Here is a 16,966-nt window from a genome sequence, read left to right on the forward strand (position 1 = left end):
GCGTCGGCGGGCCCTGTAGTACCGGCGCTGGCGGCACTTGTCCGAGCAATACCGGCGGTCTCTCCGGCTGCGGTCTGGAAGCGGAGCCCGACAAATCTGGCACTGGCGCTCAGTAGCCGTCACGGCCACAGCGTAGAGCGTTACGGCTAAATCTCACGGCTGTCGGCCTTCGTGTTGCCGTAACAAGGCGCGACGAGCATTGCCTACCCCGTGGTCCTGTCGAGATAAGTGGGCAGACCCATCCGCGTCGGCCTCCACGATTCCTTTGAGAGCCACGACGGAAGGAAGTCGATGAACCTGCGCACTTTGGTGATCTTGGCGGTGAGTGTAGGGGCCGGAATCGGTCTGGGCAGTGTCACTTCGGTGGAGGTTGGATTCTCCGGCGCCCTCGGGATTGCGACGCTTCTTCACGCGCTGGTTGAGCCGAAGACGGTCGAGAATCCGGACACTCCGGATCGTGTCGCAAGCAGTCGGCTCACTGACCGCTGACCGGGCGATCGTCGAGCACTGATGGGACGCGGGTGTCAGGCACGTCGTCGGGTTCGCCTGCGCGCCGTGCAGCATGGAGGGCTCCGTAGAGAAGGAAGGTGGCCGATCCGGGCCGCCCTCCCTCCAATCTGGGATCAGCGAAACCATCGCCCCGGAACAGTGTGCTGACCGGCTCGCGCCGGGGCGGCGGCGGCGCCTCGCCCGCCGGCGCCGACGCCAGGAACGGCAGGTATCGGCGGAGGAAGTCGTCGACGCCGGGGATCGCGAGGACGCGGGTCACCGCGGCCGCCACGGCGAGGGCCTGGGCGACGAGCGGCACGGCCTCGATGCCAGCGGCGGCGGCGATCGTCGGCAGCAGCGACAGCAGGGCGATCACGGCGGCGAAGACGGTCCGGGCGACGGCCCGCCACGGGTGGCGGGTCTGCGTCGTGGGGGCGAGCTGCTTCGGGATGCTCATTGTCTGTCCCTCTTCGGGATCGGGTCGCACGCACAGGTCCAGCAGCGGCACGCACACGACGGCCGGGCTGGGTTCGGGTTGGGCGGCGGCGGGCCGGACGCTGGTGGCCTGGGTGGGCCCGGCGGTCCGGATGGACCGGCCGGGCCGGGAACCGGCGCCGGGCTGACGCCTCGACCCGGCTGCCGGCCGGCTGGTCGCCGCCGCCCGGGCCGCCCGCCGGCGGGCGCGTCGACGGGCGCGGGTCGGGGGCGGTGCAGCCGTACCGGCGGCGCAGGTCCTGCACCGGCTCGTCACGGGGCGTGAGCCGGTCCAGGACGACGCACAGGTCGCGTCGGGTCTGCTCCAGCCGGGCGTCCCGCGCCTTCGCCTCCGCGGTGGCCTGCGCCCGCCGCTGGGCCAGGTCCCGCTCCAGCGCGGCGACCCGCCGGTCCATGGAGGCGTCGGCCAGGTTGTAGGCGATGGTGGTGGCCGCCGCCGAGCACAGCAGCGGCAGCAGCGCGTACAGCGCGAGCAGCCGCGCCAGCCGGCGGCGGTCCCTGACCACCTCCGGCTCGGCGGCGCCCGCACCAGCCGCTGGGTGTCAGCGTTGGGGCTGGTCACCGTCCGACCTCCAGTCGAGCTGGTCTGGGTCGAGGCTGGCGGCGAAGACGCCGAGCCGCAGCCGGGCGTACATGTCCTGATAGCGGGTGAGCTCCTGCTCCAGGAACTGCACCCGCTGCTCCAGGTACTGCAACCGCTCGTCGACCCGTTTGTCGAAGTTGGCTTCCCGCTGCACATCGGTGGTGCGACGTGTGCCGAGCAGCGCCAGCAGCGCGGTGACGAGCGTCGCCAGGACGGCGAGGACGCCCATCGTCACGCTGATGCCTGAGACGTCCTCCTCGTAGAGCCACTTGAAGGCGCTGCGGGCGGCGTCGGAGACGTCCTGGCGGCCGGCCTGGTCCTTGCCGATGATGCAGACGCCGATGTTCTCGGTGTTGTGGCCGGCGCAGTGCGCGCCGAGCGTCGTCCACCCGCGGCCCTCGTAGAGCAGGCCGGTGACGCTGTTGATCAGGAAGTTGTAGCCGATGTCCGACCAGCCCTTGACCCGCATGTGGTGGTCCTGGATCTGGCGCGGGGTCTGCGTCGCGCTCGCGGCGGAGTAGTGGCCCATGAACCCGGTGCGCTTCGATCAGGGCACGGTGGAGCGGGACTCGGGTGGACGGGCGCCCCATTCGGCGCGGCTGATGATGTCCACTGTGCGTCCTCCCGGCAGCGTGGATCGGTCTGTCGGGGGACAGCGGCTCTTACGGTAGCGGTTGGCGGAGTACTGGCGCACTTCTGTCAGCCAGCGTCGTCTTGAGCGAGCGCTGGAGACCGACTCGACAAACGATGCGACGGTGAACGCTCGTTAGCCTGCGTTCTGTTACCTCCACCGAGGGGCGGTGAGAACCGGCAACATCCGGTCGAGCACGAAGCGGAGCAGTGGTCGGCGCGCGCGTAGGGCTTCGAGCTTCTGTTCGTCGTCGCGGGTGTCGTTGAGTTCGACTAGCCAAATGCGTCCGTTCCCGCCGGTTCCCGTGCGTCCGCTTTCCTCTCCCACCACGAGGTCGTCCGGCCGGGCAGCGTGCAAGACGTCGAGGATGGCGCGCTCTGCTTCGATGTCGGCCGTCGTGGCGAAGTCTCCGGCAGACTTCTCGAAGCGTGTCAGCGATGACCCGTAGTGCGAGCGCACGATCGCTGCGCCGGCTTCCGCGGCTTTGATGACCAGATCTCGGTCGGTGATCGACATGCACGCACGATAGATGCCGTCCTGGCTACATTGCGCGCCTCGATCGGATATCCGGATCTGCCGCGAACAGCGCGCTCGTCGGGCAACACGGCGGCGCCGTCCGTACGGCCGCGCGAAGCGCTTCGAGCAGTCACCGACCCCTGGTCCCTGGCCCCTTCCACGGCCGGCGTCCTGCCCGGCACCGCGCTAACCTGCCGCGCATGGTTTACCGCGTCGGGGACGTGCTGCGCATCTCCTGCCCGTTCACGCCAACGGTTGCCATTGGCGTCGACGAGGCGTACGTCAGCGTCCGCTGGCCCTGGTGGGAGATCGACCCGGACGCGGAGGGCTCGTGCTGGAACGGCGTGGTGGCCCTGGGCCGTGCCGATCCGGACGAGCTGTACGTAACCGACCCGCCTGCCCTGCGCCTCGCACCCGGTGATACCTGTCGGGTCGGTATCCCGGCGCGGATCATCCACGTCATCGAGGTTCACGAGTACGATCCGCCGCAGGAGACGGGCTGGCTGCCCCGCCCGGGCCTGAGCCTGCTCGTCCTGCGCGCCGGTGAGGCTCCGGATGCGGCATCGGAGTTCCAGGGCACGAGCATCGAGCCCGGCGGCGGTGTTCCGTTCACGCTCGAACTGCTCTTCCGGCCGTACGCCTTCCTGAAGGCTGGCGACGACGTCGCTGACGCCGATGGTCGTGCCTGGCGCTTCGACGGTCCATGGACCTGGACCGCTTACGACAGCGCTGGCGGCGTGCCCGCGTGGCCCCTGACCCTACTGACCGGCGGAGTGGATCCGATGGCCGTCGCGACGGCGACCGCTACCGGATCCCACGAAGCCGAAGCCAGCCGCTGGCGCCGAGCGGCCGGCATCCAACACGAAACCTCGCCCCGCTGAACAAGCCACAGCGCCGGAGCTATCCGCAGCCCGGCTCAAGCATCCGAACCTGCCGCTGAGAAGGCGCGGCGATCCGTGGGCGTGCTCCCCGATCGGCCTATGCGGCTGCGGGAGCCAGCACTGGTGTCAACCTCACGAGCGGTCGGCGGTCGGCGGCCCCGGTGCGAGCCCGGTCTAGTGGGAGCAGGTTGGGCGCAGCGGGGTGCCCGGAACAGCCTTGAACTGCGTACAACTGCATCGAACGGAGCTCAACTGCACCCGCCCCTGCCTGCGGCTCCACGCTGCCGCAGGTCAGAGTCAGTGCGGCGTCCTGATTCACACCGAAGAGGTCGGAGCGCCTGCCATGATCGTCCGGTTGCTGGATTGCTCAGCTATGCGGCCAGCCACGAAGCTATGGAAGTGGCAACTTTCATACTGACGTGGGACGGAAGCGAGTCGCGGTGATGGCCAGCCGGGACTTCATCCGTGAGTCGATGCAGTAGCCGACGATCCGGTTCGACCACATGTCCTTGATGGCGCAGAGGTAGAGCTTGCCGTCGCCGGTGCGGTGTTCGGTGATGTCGGCCAGCCACAGCCGGTTCGGGCCGTGGGCGGTGAAGTCGCGTTTGACGAGGTCGTCATTGACCGGCGGCCCCACCCTTGGACCTTGCCGCGCTTCTTGCGTTTGCCGAAGGCGCTCCACCAGCCGTTGTCCGAGCAGATCTTCCATGCGGTTCGCTCCGCCATGGCCTGTCCGGCGTTGCGGGCCTCGTCGACCAGAAACCGGTAGCCGAATTCCGGGTCATTGCGGTGGGCGTCGGCCAGGGCGTTCGCGCGGTGAGCGGCGACGAGTTCGGCGTTGCCGACCGGCTGGGCGAGCCGCCGGTAGTAGGGCTGACGAGCGATGTTCAATACCCGCACGCGGACGGCGCTCTTGGACCAGGCGATGCCGCCGCGGTGGGGGTTGCGGGCGCGGCCGTGTGCTGATGGACAGGGCACGTGGTCGGCGGTGAGTCCCTCGGCAATGGCGAAGAGACCGAGACCGGTGAGGAACTCGGTGAAGATCCGCCCGACGATCGGTTCGGTCTGCTCGTCGGGCGTGAGGCCCTTGAGGCGTTTGCCGTCGGCCGCCTTGGCGGGGTTGGGGTGGGGTCCGAGGTCGCGGAGGGTGTAGCCGTAGGGCGGGCGTCCACCGAGGTAGCGGCCTCGAGGAGGGTCTGGGCAGCCATCCCCTGCCAACCCCGCCCCACCAAACCGATCACCGCTTGACGAAACCCATAGGGACACCCCCCCCGTAGCAAAGCAACGATCGCCACCACAGAGGCCGCTAGGCTCACCGACCTAACCGGCGTTACTACCCCGGGCGAAGGTCACTGTCCTCCCGCGGGCGCGTCGTATAGGACGAGGGTAGCGGTCTCTCGGCGACCTGAGTGTCCGTTTCATTACTCACCATTGCATCGATGGGGCTCGTTCGCTTGGCTTATTCCCGCCATCACTGCTGACCAACAAATGGGGGAGCGACATATGCGTGGTTTCACGCGCCTGCGCCAGCGTGGGCAAAAAGGCCTCATCCTCACCACCGTCGCGGTCGTCGCCGCACAGGTCTCCGTCACGGCACCCGTGCGAGCCGAGGAGCGCGACTGGCGGGCCGAGGTCGCGGCGATCCCGACCACGCGGTACACACGCGACGCAAAACTGTCGATCACCGAGACCGAGGCGGCGGTCCGGTCGCACCTGGATGACCTCGGAAAGCGCCGCTATGAACCGGTCCTCGCCGACCTGCGCACCCGTTATTTTGATGGTGCCCGGCTCACCACCGCCCAGGACGGCGCTACGGCCTACGACAACCTCGCGCACCTGTCGTCCTACCTGCACAGTCGCGTCGGAAATGGCGACGTGTTCGTCGACGCGCTGGTGGGAGAGCTGTCGACGGTTCGTCTGCTGGCCGACGCCGCCGTCCAGGACGCCAACGCGACGATCGCACCGTTCCGCGCCATCGTTCCGCCGCCGCCGGCACCGTCGGGCCTCGAGCAGGCGTTCGGCGACCTGGAGTCCGGCCAGCGGTGGCTGACGAAGGCCGACGACCAGCTGCGCAAGGCCAACGCCGAGCCGGCCACCCGGCACGCGTCGAAGGCCTACGACAGCGCTCGCAACGTCCTGACCCGGTTCGGCATCACCTACACCGGCGACCGGGACGGCGACGGCATCGAGGACGGCGTCGAGCTGCGCTTCGGCGCCAGCCCGCTGCTCGCCGACTCCGACGGCGACGGGCTCACCGACAAGTTCGAGATCTACGGACTGACGCCGTGGACCCTGCCGAACAACGCCGACACCGACGGCGACGGCGTGCCGGACGGCCAAGAGGACCAGGACTCCGACGGCCTGACCAACCTGCGCGAGCAGGAGTTGGGCACCTCGCCCACTGAGAGCGACACCGACGGTGACGGCGTAAGCGACGGCATCGAGGTCAGCCGCGGCACCAATCCGCTGGTCGCCGACCCGCGCAACGACCCGCCGCTGGGCGGCGGCGCGCCGCCGATTGTGCCGACGCCTAACGAGACTGACACCGACGGTGACGGGCTAACCGACGTTGCCGAGGGTGAGGCGCTCACCGACGAGAACAACGTCGACAGCGACGGTGACGGGCTCTCTGACGGCGCCGAGGTCAACGACTGGGGCATCAACCCGCTCAACCCGGACACCGACGGCGACTCGCTGCGGGACGACTACGAGACCGTGCACGTCGAGGACCAGGGTCTCGACCCGAGCCGCCCGGACGAGCAGGTCAGCAAGTGGACCTACGTCACCGACTTCCTGCTGGGCATGTTCGCGGGCGACTTCTCACCGCGCGACTCGATGGCCTGGCTGTCCGGCAACCTGTGCTCGGGCGGGCTGAGCGCGATCCCAGTCGTGGGCTGGATCCTGGGCGGCCTGGCCGACCTGCGTGACACCATCGCCGGGCTTATCCAAGGCGACTGGGTCAGCGCCGGGCTCAGCATCCTCGGCGTGGTGCCCTACGTCGGCGATGCGATCGCGATCCCCGGTAAGGCCGCCCGCTTCGTGGTTCGTTTCGCCCACCGGATCGACGACACCCTGCGGTTCGTCACGAAGTACGACAAGATCCCGGACGCCGTCAAGGACGTGGCCCTCGACCTGATCCTGGGTGCGACCTACGACTACCTGACTGCGGGCGACGACACGCTCGCCGCCCGGATCCTCGCCGCCAAGTCCCGCTTCAGTGACAAGGACATCCGCGACCTGTCGCGCGGTGATCGCACGAAGTGGAAGGACATCGAGGACGCCATGAAGGCGCCCAACCATACGTCCGGCGACCCCATTCCTGCTCAGTACAACTGGCGGGACGGGGAGAACGCGGTGGCCGCCCTGCTGCAGGGCTGCATCAAAAACGTCAAGGTGCTCACGCCGGGTTACCCGCGCGCGGGCTCCAAGTGGCGCAAGCCGGACTGCATCGAGCAGGACCCGACCACCGGCGACGAGGTCTTCCACGAGGTCAAGACCGGCGTGCCGACGTGGACCGAGAGCCTAATCGACGAGTGCCTCAAGGACGCCTGGATCCTGACGTCGGCCGGCAAGGCGGCCCACGGTCACCAGAACGTCACGAAGGTACACTGGCACTTCGTCGCGCACGCGGGCTTCAACAGCATCGGCATCCACCCGCCGCTGCTGCAGTGCCTCAAGGACAACAACATCGAGTTCACCATCCACGCACCGAGCGGACCGTAGATGGAACTGGGCATCATCCCGGATCGCACCGAGCTGAGCAGGGCGGCCACGGTCGCCCTGCTCAGCCCCGTCCTGGGCTACCAGCCCGACCTGCGTGAGCGGGTGGCCGAGGGCGACTACGCCGAGCTGACCTGGACCGGCGACCGGATCAGCACGCAGTGGTTCATCCACCCCGGCCGGACCGGGATCGGCGAGCTGGTGGTGTCCGTCTTCGACCGGCATTCGATCGACGACGCGGCCGCGTTCCGGGCCGAGCTGGCGCCGATCGTCTCCGCGCTGCGGGAGCTGGCGCGCACCGCTGACGCCCGGCTCGTCGTCGAGGAGGGCGACTTCACCGACGCCCCGCTCGACGTGATTCTCGACCACGTCGCGCCGGACGGCGTCCTGCCACCGGGAATGGTGCGCGGCACCGTCACCGGCACGCCGGAGGAGTTCCTCCACCGCTACCTGGCGGCCGGAGACGGCCGTCTCAGGTGGCTGCGCGACGAGTCGGGGGTCGACCTCGACTTATCGAGGGACAGTCTCGCGGCGGTGTGGGACTGGGCGCTCGGCAGCCTCCAGCCGCGGCCAGTCGGTGCGCCGATCGAGAAGGTGGCGACCGGCAGCGGCTTCTTCCCGCGACCGACGAACGCGGTCCTGCCGATGTGGTACGGCCGTCACGCGTCGATGGCGCCCTCGGGCTGGTCCGACGACTCGCTGCGGATCATCGACGCGGTTGCGTTCTATGCGCTGGAGTGTGTCCGTCACGCGGTGCCGGGCACGGCGTGGCGCGTCGGCCACGAGGCGGAGTGGGGCTACCGCTACGAGGGCCTGCCGGTGCTGGGCGGCCGGGGTGCCGACCTCGAGCCCGTCCACGAGCTGATCCCGCTCGCCGGCCGGCTCTACAAGCAGCTCCGCGGGGACCCTGTCGTTGCCGCCGGCGCAGATCTTAGCGGCTGGTACGACGCTGCGGTCGGCGCGCGCGGCTAGAACGCGATCACCGGCGCTGTTGCGTTGGCGGATCGGTGGTTACGCCGAGCTGCGTCAGTGGGCACTGGTCAGAACGCGCAACGAAGTAGACCCGCTGACCGACGCTACCGAAGCCCGCCGCCCGAGAGTCGTAACGCGAACGTTTGCTGTCCCACCGCGCGTGGCTCAATCGAGCAGGAGGATCCCGCGCAGGCGTGCCCAGACCGGTAGGAAGCCGTCACTGGATAAGATTTCTGCTCGGCTCATCCTGCGCGGGGCGGTGCCGGTGTTCGCGCGGCGGTCTGCCTCCGCACGGGCGCATTCGGGTTGGGTCTGCGCGATCCAGCCGGTGACCACCGTTGGGTCGGCTCCGGCGTCGAGGGCGGCCCGGTAGCGCTCCAACTTGGCGTCGCGGGAGTCGACGAGGGCATCGCGGGCGGTCTTGTCGTCCCAGTCGATGACCGGCTTGCCGGTGCTGCGGTAGTCGTCACCGCCCGACAGCACCGCCCGTAGCCGCTCGGCCAGGTCACCGTCGGCGGCGGCGAGCAGACCCCGGATCGCTGAGCGGATCAGCGTGATCGTGTCCATCGTCGCGACCGCGTCATACAGGGGCGTGGAGTCCGGGACCCGCCGCCGGCCCACCAACCCCGCGGACCGAGCGGCGTCCAACGCCACCTCGAAGATCCGGTCCGGGCGGTCCGAACGGCGCAGCCGTTCCCGCATGTCGACCAGCACCATGTGGGCGAACCCCACCCGGCCCGCGCCGTCCCAGCCTCCCACTCCGGCGGCGTAACGCCAGCGGGCGTCGAACGTGAACCGGTCCACCGCCTCCCGGTCCGACAGCCCTTCGAGGCGTTGCAGCACCATCACGGTGGCCACCACCGACGGCGGCACCGACCGGCGACCCACCGCAGCGAACAGGTCGGTGAACAACCCATCTGGGAACAGCGTCTCCCGATGCTCGTGCAGGAACGCGAAGATCGAGTTGGCTGGTGACGCTTCGTCGCAGAATCGGCTCACCGGATCCAGCAGGTCCAGCTGCTGTGAAGCCACACCCAACGCCACACCAGCAAACTACCTGAAATAGATAGAAAACGATGGCCGCCACACCGGTGGCAGCCATCGTTTAACACCAGTCACCCTGGGGCGTGTCCTGTCGATGATGGAAGCCAAATGGTGGCCGCGATCAGGACGAGGCTGGCGCGGTAGAGGGATGCGCGTTTGGCGTAGCGGGTGGCCAGGTCACGCCATTGCTTGAGCCGGTTGAAGCAGCGTTCCACGACGTTGCGCTTGCGGTAGACCTGTTTGTCGAAGGCTGGTGGCCGCCCGCCGGCGCTGCCCTTGGCGGCACGGCGGGCCACGTGATCGCTGCGTTCGGGAACGACGTGCCGGATTCCCCGTTGCCGCAGGGCACGTCTGGTCGAGTCGTGGGCATAACCCTTGTCCGCGATCAGCACCTCCGGCCGCTTACGAGGCCGACCGGGTCCGGGCTCGTTGACCCGGATCGCGTCGAGCAGCGCCAGCAGTTGGGGGTTGTCGCCGGCCTGGCCCGGGGTGAGCAGGATCGACAACGGCCGGCCGCGTCCGTCGACGGCGAGGTGGATCTTCGTGCTCAGCCCGCCTCGGGAGCGGCCGATGGCCTCGCCATCTTGCGCACCAGGTGTCGCCGGACTTGTCGGGGAGCCCCTTTTTTGCGGGCGCCAGCGGCATGCTGGTGCGCCCGCACGATCGACGAGTCGATGCTGATCGTCCACTGCACCGGTGTGCCGTCGTCATGCACCTGCGCCGCGGCGAGGATCCGATCCCAGGTGCCATCGGCGGTCCACCGACGCAGCCGCTCGTGGCAGGTCTTCCACGGGCCGAAGCGTTCCGGCAGGTCACGCCACGGCGCACCCGTGCGCAGCTTCCACAAGATCCCGTTGATCACCTGACGGTGATCCCGCCACCACCCCCGCGCACCACCCGGCTCCGGCAACAACGGCGCGATCACCAACCACGCCTCGTCAGTCAGTTCACCACGACGCACCACCGGCACATCGTCAACGATCAACCACTACAAGATCGGCAGGACACGCCCTAGCCCCGAGGAAGCACGGTGATGGCCACGATGGCGCTGTTGACGACAATGGCCGTTACGGTGCGGGTCACGGCTGCCCCAGCGGCGTCGGCGCCCCAGTTGCCCTGCTCGAGTTCCTTGGCTCGGCTGATCACCGGTGACGTCCACGGGATCTCCCGGTGAAACTGCGGGAGAGTCCCGCTCGCCGAGAGCAGCGCCGCGAGCGCGGCGATCCGGGCTTGCGGCTCCGCGCCGTCCACGAGGACCCGCCGAACGTCGGCGAGCAGGCGGGACCGACGTTCGGTTCTGCCCTCGCGCAGGGCCGTGGTCCGGAACAGGCCGAGCACCTTACGCGGCTCCTGGTCGATGTCGCTCCGCGCGATGAGCCGCTCCAGAACCGGCCCCCGCAGCGGGGGACCGATCGCGGCCAGTGCCGTCTGCACCCCTCGGGGTTTCTCGGCGAGGTAGTCCCACGCCGGGCGCAGGAGGCCCTCCGACGGCGGGTGACCCGCCACGCTGCTGACCCGCCCCCGGTCCGACGTGGTCAGGTGACCGCCGAGGGCGAGGTCCGCGAGGACGGCTCCGCCGAGGACGTAGAAGAGGGTGTTCTCGCCGGCGATGGTCCCGGATGCGGGTTGGAACAGAAGCAGGAGGAGATCCTCGACGAGGGTCGGGGCGTCCGACCGGGGTTCGGTGGTCATCGGCGGGGCTCCCAACGGAAGAGGCGGGTGGCGAGGGTGACGGCGATGACGACCCAGCCGAGCGTGGGCGCGAGCAGGAGCAGGGAGTCGATCACGGCGACGCCGCCGTTCCAGGCGTTCATCGTCAACTCGGTGGCCGCTCCGCCGGGCAGCAGCCGCTTGAGCCAGGCGAGGTTCTCGGTGCCGGAGATGCCGACCCAGCTGGCCACGGCGATCACACCGAGGGTAACGGGCAGGGTGGTGACCTGGGCGTGTTCGGGGGAGTTCGTCAGCCCGGCCGTGGCCAGCGCCAACCCGATCATCATGGCCACGGTCGCGAGAACCGCCACCACCAGCAGTGCGACGTTGTCCGGCCCGCCGGCGACCACGGCCAGGGCGGTCAGGATCGCTGTCACCTGCACCACGGTGAGCAGGAGTACGGGCAGCAGCAGGCCGGCGAGGATGCCGGCGTCGCCTTCGGCGGTGGAGCGCAGTCGCTTGAGGAAGAGGTTCTGCCGTCGGGAGGCCAGCGTGGTGACGGCCGTGGCGTAGAGCCCGAACGCGGTGATCGTGAACATCACGATCGCGGCGATGTAGCCGAGGCTGCCGAGGGCGGCGTAGGTCTCGTGCTGGCGGACGAAGTACGCGCTGACGACGACCGGGATGATGAGGCTGGTGATCAGTACCAGCCGGTTGCGGAAGATCTGGATCAGTTCGCTGGACGCGATGGACAACACGGTGATGGGCCTCTCGGAAGAACGAATCAACTGTTGATGGCGCGGAACACGTCGTCGAGCCGGGTCGGTCCCGCCGCCAGGTCGCGCAGATCCACGGCGTGGTCCTGCGCCCAGCCGAGCAGAAGGTGCAGGTCCTTCTGCAGTTCGAAGGACTCGACAGTGACCTTCCCGTCGGCGTCGACGGCCGCCGGCAGCGGTAGCGGCGGAACCGGCGCGGCAAGGGAGAAGCGGATCACGCCGGGGAGGGTGCGGATCAGCTCGGAGACGGTGCCCTCGCGGTGGAGAGTGCCCTGGTGCATGAGCCCGATCCGGTCGGCGCGCTGCTGGGCCTCCTCCAGGTAGTGCGTGGTGAGCACGATGGTGGAACCGTTCTCCCGCAGCCGGTCCACGGTCGCCCAGACGGCGTCGCGGGACTGGATGTCGAGGCCGGTGGTCGGCTCGTCCAGGAAGATCAGCTCCGGGGTGCCGTAGACCGCGGTGGCGAAGTCCAACCGCCGCTTCTCCCCGCCGGACAACTGGGACACCTTGCGTCCGGCGCGACCGGTGAGGTCGACCACGTCGAGCACCCGATCGACGTCGTCGGCGCGTCGGGTGAGCCGGCCAATCAGGCCGACGGACTCACGGACGGTGAGGTCCGGGGAGAATCCGCTCTCCTGGAGCATCACGCCCATCCGGGGATGTACCGCCCGGCGGTCGTCGGGCCTGTGCCCGAAGACGCGTACCGAGCCAGAGGTCGGCTTCCGGTGGCCCTCGACGACCTCCAGGGTCGAGGTCTTCCCGGCTCCGTTGGTGCCGAGCAGTGCGTAGAGCTCTCCGGGCCGTACCTCGAAGGAGAGATCCTTCACGGCGTGGAAGTCGCCGTAGGTGAGGTTCAGCCGTTCGACTTCGATGACGGGTGTAGTGGACATGCACCAATGACAGCGCGGACACGGCCGGCCCGTCAGTGGCGCCATGTCATCACCGCATGTGACGTGGTGTCACTGGTCGTGGCACCTGGCTGCCCGATACTGGTGTGGTGACCGTGAGATCGCCGGGCTTCACCGAGTCGACGCAGGGAAGGCTGCGACGGCTCAACCTCGCCACGTCCCTACCGCCGGTCGTGGTCGCCGCGGTGGTCCTGGTCTACACCGACGCGGATACCTGGTGGCACCTTGTCGTCCTGGCGCCGGGGGCCGTGGCGGGCTTGGTGGCCTTCGAGCGGTGGACGGCCAACGACCTGGCGCGGGTGGCGCTGCCGTGCCTGGTCGTGGCGGGAGCGGTGTGGCCACTGGGGGTCCTGGTGACCGGCAGTCCCAACGCCTACTGGGGGTTCTGCGCTGTGGGCTCCCTCGCCCTGCGCGAGGTCCGGCGGCACCGGAAGCTGGCGGTGGCCGGGCTCTTCACCTACGTCGCCGCCGTCGGCGGGGCGCGGCTGCTGGTGCAGCGGGACGACGTCGGTCACGTCCTGGTCACCTACGTTCTCATCCCGACCGTCCTCACCATCGTCGTGACGGTCTTCACGATCGTGGGCGAGCGTTTCTACGACCTCATCCGGGAGCTCGAACAGACCCGGGAGCGGGAAGCGGAACTCGCGGTGGTCCGCGAACGCGTCCGCTTCGCCAGCGACCTGCACGACATCCAGGGCCACACCCTGCACGTGGTGAAGCTGAAGATCGCCCTGGCGCAGCGACTGCTGCTCCGCGACACCACTCGGGCGGAGAAGGAGCTGCGGGAGACGTACGCGCTGGTCAGCGACACCATCGCGCAGACCAGGGAGCTGGCCTACGCGCAACGGCGGCTCAACCTCACCGCGGAGATCGAGAACGCGAAGAACCTGTTCGAGGCCGCCGGCATCCGGGTCCGCGTGACCCGGGAGGCCGAGGTCGATGCGCGCGCCAACGAACTGCTCGGTCAGGTGCTTCGCGAGACGACCACCAACATCCTGCGGCACGCGCAGGCCACCCAGGTGCAAATCACGCTCTCCGAGTCGAGCATCACCATCGTCAACGACGGCGTCACCGCCACCACGCCGCCCGAGCTCAGGGGACTGGCGGCACTCCGGCAACGGGTGGCGGGCGACGGAGGAGAGCTGACCGTGGAACAGCAGCAGGGACGCTTCCGCACGGCGGCGACGTTCCCCGCCGTGCGCGCCAGCGCAGAACGGAGTGACGGCCGATGACCACCATCGTGCTCGCCGACGACGAGGCGCTGCTGCGTACGGCCCTGGCCGCGCTGCTGCCGATGGAGGGCGACATCACCGTTCTCGCCGAGGCGCAGGACGGCCGGACGGCCGTCGAAGCCACCCTGCGGCACGAGCCCGACGTGCTGGTCATCGACCTGGAGATGCCGGGCGTGGACGGCCTGGGGGCGGTCGCCGACATCCGGCGCACGCGCCCGGAGCAGGTGGTTCTCATGCTGACCCGGCACGCCCGCCCCGGCGTGTTGCGCAAGGCGTTGAAGCTCGGTGTTCAGGGCTTCGTCAGCAAGTCGGCCGAGCCGGCGCACATCTCGTCCGTCATCGCCACCCTGCACGCGGGCAAACGCTGGATCGACCCGGACGTGTCCGCGCTCGCCGTTACCGACGACAATCCCCTCACCGACCGTGAGGCCGACGTCCTGCGGGTCACCGGCGAGGGCTACTCGGTCGCCGACATCGCCGCGCGCCTGCACCTCTCGCCGGGCACCGTCCGCAACTACCTCTCCAACGCGATGCGCAAGACCCAGACCCGGACCCGCCACGAAGCGGCCCGCTACGCCCGCGAACACGACTGGCTGTGACCAACGGGCGATCACGCCAGATCAGCATGGAATCTGTCAACGCCGGCTGAATTATCACGCGGCGCCGACGACAGCCTCCCGGAACCCATCAGGCTCCTGATCCTGGATGTCCGTCAAAGCGGGTCAGGCCCTCTGGCCTTGCCGATCAAGCCGAGGTGGGTGTGCTCGAATCCTTCGGCCGTCTTGAGGCCGTAGCCGAGGCCGCGATCGACGGCGATGTGGAACACCCAGGCAAGGGCCAGAACTCCGAGCCAATTGATCCGGTCGCCGAACCCGGCCGCGGCCACGGCTACCGCGCCCAGCGCCACCGGCAGCGTGTAGGAGTGCGCCAGGTTGTAGCAGAAGGCCCCGAGGCGTGGCCCGCGCAGGTAGCCGAGCATGGACAGGTCGAAGACGAGGAAGAGGGCGAGCAGCGACCACCACGGGTACCCGGCGGTGACGGTCACGACGACGGCGAGAGCCGCGACGACGAGGCCCTCGACGCGCTGCACTGCGACCGGACTCAGATACGGCATCTCACACCTCGGTGTCGATCAGGGACACGGGTGGGTTGTTTTCCCGTCGCTGGCTTGACCTCGGAAAGAGGATAGGCCGGCGGTGACGACCTCGTGCTCCATTACGGACAACAGCTTCGTCGAAGGCGACCAGCCGCCCCGGGGGGCCGGCCCGATGGGGGTAGTGGGTGAAGGTCGACATCATCACGTCGGCGAAGGCGTCGCCGTGCAGGGCCTGCAGCATCGGTGTCGGCAAGGGCGTCGCGTCTGGTCTCGCTGCTGCTGCTGCTGCTGCTGCTGCTGCTGCCCGGCCGGTTGGGTCAAGCGGTTCGAGCAGCGAGGCTGGGTCGAGCGATCTCCCGACCCGGTGGGCCGCCGCTACACTCTCGCCGCCCTCACCGACGCCGGTTACGACATCGTGGCTTGACGTGCCGTGTCCAGCGGCGACGTCGAGTCCGGGTCGTCCGGGTCGACCTCGGTAGCGGGTCAGCGCTGCGGTGTCTGACCGCAGGGCTGACCCGCGTGGTCGCAGTACGGCTGAAGACGGCTCTGCCCGCAAACACACAGGAGGGCCCTGGTTTCGGCGCGCGATCCTTCCGGCGTGTGCACGCTCAGCTCGCCGTGCACGATCAACTGTTCGACGAAGTTGCGGTTGATCTGCGTGGGCCGGTCCCAGTCTCGGCCCCGCCGCCCACGAGTTCGTACTGCAGTGCCCCCGAGGGGCAGCGCCGCACCACTTCGGCCAGGCGCTCGGCCTCGGCACCGTCGGGCCGGATCCACGGGCGCTGGCCCGGGTCGAAGACCTCCGGCAAGCTGCGGACGCACTCGGCGGCGTGCAAGCAACGCCTCGCCTCGAACGTGACAGTGATCTTCTGGCCCTCGTACGCCTTCTTGTTGGTTCCGCTGCTCATAGCGGCCTCCGTCGTCGCATCGTCGCCATGCTCGGCCGTTCAGTCACTGACCCTGCTGTGGGCCTGGTACACCAGGTCCTGATACTCGGGGTGCCTGGCGATCCACCCCGCGATAAACGGGCAGGTGGCCAGGACCAGCAGGTTCGCGGCGCGTGCCTCGTCGAGGGCGGTGCGGGCCAGTGCTGCCCCGACTCCCCGGCCCTCGTACTCCGGCGAGACCTCAGTGTGTACGAAAGCGACGAGTTCCGTGGTACGGATGTACTGCGCAACGCCCGCGACCTTGGACTCTCCGTCGACGCGGGCCTCGTATCGCTTGGCCTCGGGGACATCACTCACTCTTACTGCCATGTGTCATCCATGTGTTCTTAGCGTGGATCTCAAACCACGCGCGGTTCGGTCTAGTTGATGTGTCACTTAATGTCACCGGCCTCCTGGCCGACCCGTTATCAGGACTCAGTGGACAACGCGCCGCTGGACGTCGCCAAGTTGTGCGGGCGCTCCCATCTCCGCGTCGTCTCGCTGAAACGCCGCGATCCCGCGGTCACCACCCAGTATGCGTCAGCAACCGGGCGCGACCAGTGACACTGCGTCACACGCGGTGGTGACACGGCGCCACTACCGGATCGGCTGTGTACGCGCTTCAAGAGGCCTGTCCACCAACCAGTCATCGAACTCGAACGGCTTAACGTCATCTACAGCAGCACTCATCCAGTGAAGGAGGTGATCGGCGACGAGATGACCAGCGGCCTGCCGGTCGACTCGGCCCGTGCGCACGGCTGGCTGGCCCGCCTCTGCGCGATGCCCGAGCTGCGGCCGTACTCCCGGGTGTTGAACCCTCTCGTAGTTTCGGGGAATTTCCTGTGCGTGCTCGTTGCCGTGCCACTCGAATCTCGGGTTCGCACCGCCGCCGCGGCCCGACGCACCCGGGATCGAGGCGCCCACGGAGCACCGGCGGGCTCATGACGACAACATCGGACGCCGCCTCGTGCGACGTCGTCCGCTCGATCGGTGACCGGCACTGCGCGGCTCCTTCGGTCCCCGTAGGCCGGTGGAACCACACTCCGA

19 protein-coding genes and 2 pseudogenes are annotated in these 16,966 nt (G+C 68.9%); 7 read left to right on the forward strand and 14 right to left on the reverse strand.

From position 1 onward, the window contains the following. The first annotated feature begins 291 nt into the window (after window positions 1–291). On the forward strand, window positions 292–489 hold the full coding sequence (locus ABZ808_RS00090; RefSeq protein ID WP_356998631.1) for a hypothetical protein: 198 nt from the start codon (window positions 292–294) through the stop codon (window positions 487–489). On the opposite strand, the gene ABZ808_RS00095 is transcribed toward ABZ808_RS00090, so the two are convergent. The 3 genes and pseudogenes from ABZ808_RS00095 to ABZ808_RS00105 form a co-directional block, all read right to left on the reverse strand. Then, a complete protein-coding gene (locus ABZ808_RS00095; protein WP_356998634.1) occupies window positions 476–997 on the reverse strand; it encodes a hypothetical protein in 522 nt (173 codons plus the stop codon). The genes ABZ808_RS00090 and ABZ808_RS00095 overlap by 14 nt on opposite strands. Before the next feature lie 529 nt (window positions 998–1,526). After that, entirely contained in the window at window positions 1,527–2,096 is a 570-nt protein-coding gene (locus ABZ808_RS00100) for an N-acetylmuramoyl-L-alanine amidase (RefSeq protein ID WP_356998637.1), read from the reverse strand. Window positions 2,097–2,465: 369 nt separating this feature from the next. Beyond that, window positions 2,466–2,714: pseudogene (locus tag ABZ808_RS00105) on the reverse strand (inositol monophosphatase family protein); the annotation flags it as partial. Between the two features lie 200 nt (window positions 2,715–2,914). Between ABZ808_RS00105 and ABZ808_RS00110 the strand changes: the two are divergent. Then, entirely contained in the window at window positions 2,915–3,595 is a 681-nt protein-coding gene (locus ABZ808_RS00110) for a hypothetical protein (protein WP_356998640.1), read from the forward strand. 409 nt (window positions 3,596–4,004) lie between these two features. On the opposite strand, the gene ABZ808_RS00115 is transcribed toward ABZ808_RS00110, so the two are convergent. Both ABZ808_RS00115 and ABZ808_RS00120 read right to left on the reverse strand, forming a co-directional pair. Then, complete coding sequence (locus ABZ808_RS00115) at window positions 4,005–4,304, reverse strand: DDE-type integrase/transposase/recombinase (protein ID WP_356998642.1); 300 nt, start codon at window positions 4,302–4,304, stop codon at window positions 4,005–4,007. Window positions 4,305–4,525: 221 nt separating this feature from the next. Further along, window positions 4,526–4,861: pseudogene (locus ABZ808_RS00120) on the reverse strand (hypothetical protein); the annotation flags it as partial. 237 nt (window positions 4,862–5,098) lie between these two features. On the opposite strand from ABZ808_RS00120, the gene ABZ808_RS00125 reads away from it, so the two are divergent. Continuing rightward, window positions 5,099–7,318, forward strand: coding sequence for a hypothetical protein (locus tag ABZ808_RS00125; protein WP_356998644.1), 2,220 nt, complete (start codon window positions 5,099–5,101; stop codon window positions 7,316–7,318). Then, the gene (locus tag ABZ808_RS00130; protein ID WP_356998646.1) at window positions 7,319–8,287 is read left to right on the forward strand and encodes a hypothetical protein; all 969 of its coding nucleotides are present in this window, start codon (window positions 7,319–7,321) and stop codon (window positions 8,285–8,287) included. It abuts the gene before it with no gap. A gap of 165 nt (window positions 8,288–8,452) precedes the next feature. Here ABZ808_RS00130 and ABZ808_RS00135 read toward each other — a convergent pair whose 3' ends face one another. The 5 genes from ABZ808_RS00135 to ABZ808_RS00155 form a co-directional block, all read right to left on the reverse strand. Then, window positions 8,453–9,319: a transposase gene (locus tag ABZ808_RS00135; protein ID WP_356998649.1), complete on the reverse strand. Its 867-nt coding sequence runs from the start codon at window positions 9,317–9,319 to the stop codon at window positions 8,453–8,455. A gap of 83 nt (window positions 9,320–9,402) precedes the next feature. Then, a protein-coding gene (locus ABZ808_RS00140) for an IS5 family transposase (protein ID WP_357002678.1) occupies window positions 9,403–10,292 on the reverse strand; the annotation gives its coding sequence in 2 pieces (ribosomal slippage) (window positions 9,403–9,953 and window positions 9,953–10,292; 891 coding nt in all). Between the two features lie 50 nt (window positions 10,293–10,342). After that, window positions 10,343–11,023, reverse strand: a complete 681-nt coding sequence (locus ABZ808_RS00145) for a GPP34 family phosphoprotein (RefSeq protein WP_356998652.1) — start codon at window positions 11,021–11,023, stop codon at window positions 10,343–10,345. After that, window positions 11,020–11,739, reverse strand: a complete 720-nt coding sequence (locus ABZ808_RS00150) for an ABC transporter permease (protein ID WP_356998654.1) — start codon at window positions 11,737–11,739, stop codon at window positions 11,020–11,022. The genes ABZ808_RS00145 and ABZ808_RS00150 overlap by 4 nt, the downstream gene beginning before the upstream one ends. Window positions 11,740–11,765: 26 nt before the next feature. Further along, a complete protein-coding gene (locus ABZ808_RS00155) occupies window positions 11,766–12,647 on the reverse strand; it encodes an ABC transporter ATP-binding protein (RefSeq protein WP_356998657.1) in 882 nt (293 codons plus the stop codon). 107 nt (window positions 12,648–12,754) lie between these two features. Between ABZ808_RS00155 and ABZ808_RS00160 the strand changes: the two genes are divergently transcribed. Beyond that, window positions 12,755–13,897 (forward strand): histidine kinase, encoded by a 1,143-nt coding sequence (locus ABZ808_RS00160; protein WP_356998659.1) that lies wholly within the window; start codon window positions 12,755–12,757, stop codon window positions 13,895–13,897. Next, the gene (locus ABZ808_RS00165) at window positions 13,894–14,496 is read left to right on the forward strand and encodes a response regulator transcription factor (protein ID WP_356998661.1); all 603 of its coding nucleotides are present in this window, start codon (window positions 13,894–13,896) and stop codon (window positions 14,494–14,496) included. The genes ABZ808_RS00160 and ABZ808_RS00165 overlap by 4 nt, the downstream gene beginning before the upstream one ends. A 113-nt stretch (window positions 14,497–14,609) precedes the next feature. Here the strand turns inward: ABZ808_RS00165 and ABZ808_RS00170 are convergent, their stop codons facing one another. From ABZ808_RS00170 to ABZ808_RS00185, 4 genes are all read right to left on the reverse strand, one after another. Beyond that, the gene (locus tag ABZ808_RS00170; RefSeq protein ID WP_356998664.1) at window positions 14,610–15,011 is read right to left on the reverse strand and encodes a DUF4260 domain-containing protein; all 402 of its coding nucleotides are present in this window, start codon (window positions 15,009–15,011) and stop codon (window positions 14,610–14,612) included. 465 nt (window positions 15,012–15,476) lie between these two features. Beyond that, on the reverse strand, window positions 15,477–15,617 hold the full coding sequence (locus ABZ808_RS00175; protein WP_356998667.1) for a CDGSH iron-sulfur domain-containing protein: 141 nt from the start codon (window positions 15,615–15,617) through the stop codon (window positions 15,477–15,479). Between the two features lie 2 nt (window positions 15,618–15,619). Then, window positions 15,620–15,901: a (4Fe-4S)-binding protein gene (locus ABZ808_RS00180; protein WP_356998670.1), complete on the reverse strand. Its 282-nt coding sequence runs from the start codon at window positions 15,899–15,901 to the stop codon at window positions 15,620–15,622. A 39-nt stretch (window positions 15,902–15,940) separates the two neighbouring features. Continuing rightward, the gene (locus ABZ808_RS00185) at window positions 15,941–16,249 is read right to left on the reverse strand and encodes a GNAT family N-acetyltransferase (protein WP_356998673.1); all 309 of its coding nucleotides are present in this window, start codon (window positions 16,247–16,249) and stop codon (window positions 15,941–15,943) included. A gap of 363 nt (window positions 16,250–16,612) precedes the next feature. On the opposite strand from ABZ808_RS00185, the gene ABZ808_RS00190 reads away from it, so the two are divergent. After that, the gene (locus ABZ808_RS00190) at window positions 16,613–16,864 is read left to right on the forward strand and encodes a hypothetical protein (protein WP_356998675.1); all 252 of its coding nucleotides are present in this window, start codon (window positions 16,613–16,615) and stop codon (window positions 16,862–16,864) included. The last annotated feature ends 102 nt before the right edge of the window (window positions 16,865–16,966 follow it).

Origin of the sequence: Micromonospora sp. NPDC047527, assembly GCF_040643015.1 — a bacterium.
In the GTDB taxonomy this organism is placed as follows: domain Bacteria; phylum Actinomycetota; class Actinomycetes; order Mycobacteriales; family Micromonosporaceae; genus Micromonospora.

Bases quoted from the DNA above. Each gene is read 5' to 3' on its own strand.
- ABZ808_RS00090 (WP_356998631.1), top strand. From the start codon at position 292: ATGAACCTGCGCACTTTGGTGATCTTGGCGGTGAGTGTAGGGGCCGGA.
- ABZ808_RS00100 (WP_356998637.1), bottom strand. From the start codon at position 2,096: ATGGGCCACTACTCCGCCGCGAGCGCGACGCAGACCCCGCGCCAGATC.
- ABZ808_RS00110 (WP_356998640.1), top strand. From the start codon at position 2,915: ATGGTTTACCGCGTCGGGGACGTGCTGCGCATCTCCTGCCCGTTCACG.
- ABZ808_RS00115 (WP_356998642.1), bottom strand. From the start codon at position 4,304: ATGGAAGATCTGCTCGGACAACGGCTGGTGGAGCGCCTTCGGCAAACG.
- ABZ808_RS00125 (WP_356998644.1), top strand. From the start codon at position 5,099: ATGCGTGGTTTCACGCGCCTGCGCCAGCGTGGGCAAAAAGGCCTCATC.
- ABZ808_RS00130 (WP_356998646.1), top strand. From the start codon at position 7,319: ATGGAACTGGGCATCATCCCGGATCGCACCGAGCTGAGCAGGGCGGCC.
- ABZ808_RS00145 (WP_356998652.1), bottom strand. From the start codon at position 11,023: ATGACCACCGAACCCCGGTCGGACGCCCCGACCCTCGTCGAGGATCTC.
- ABZ808_RS00155 (WP_356998657.1), bottom strand. From the start codon at position 12,647: ATGTCCACTACACCCGTCATCGAAGTCGAACGGCTGAACCTCACCTAC.
- ABZ808_RS00165 (WP_356998661.1), top strand. From the start codon at position 13,894: ATGACCACCATCGTGCTCGCCGACGACGAGGCGCTGCTGCGTACGGCC.
- ABZ808_RS00170 (WP_356998664.1), bottom strand. From the start codon at position 15,011: ATGCCGTATCTGAGTCCGGTCGCAGTGCAGCGCGTCGAGGGCCTCGTC.
- ABZ808_RS00180 (WP_356998670.1), bottom strand. From the start codon at position 15,901: ATGAGCAGCGGAACCAACAAGAAGGCGTACGAGGGCCAGAAGATCACT.
- ABZ808_RS00185 (WP_356998673.1), bottom strand. From the start codon at position 16,249: ATGGCAGTAAGAGTGAGTGATGTCCCCGAGGCCAAGCGATACGAGGCC.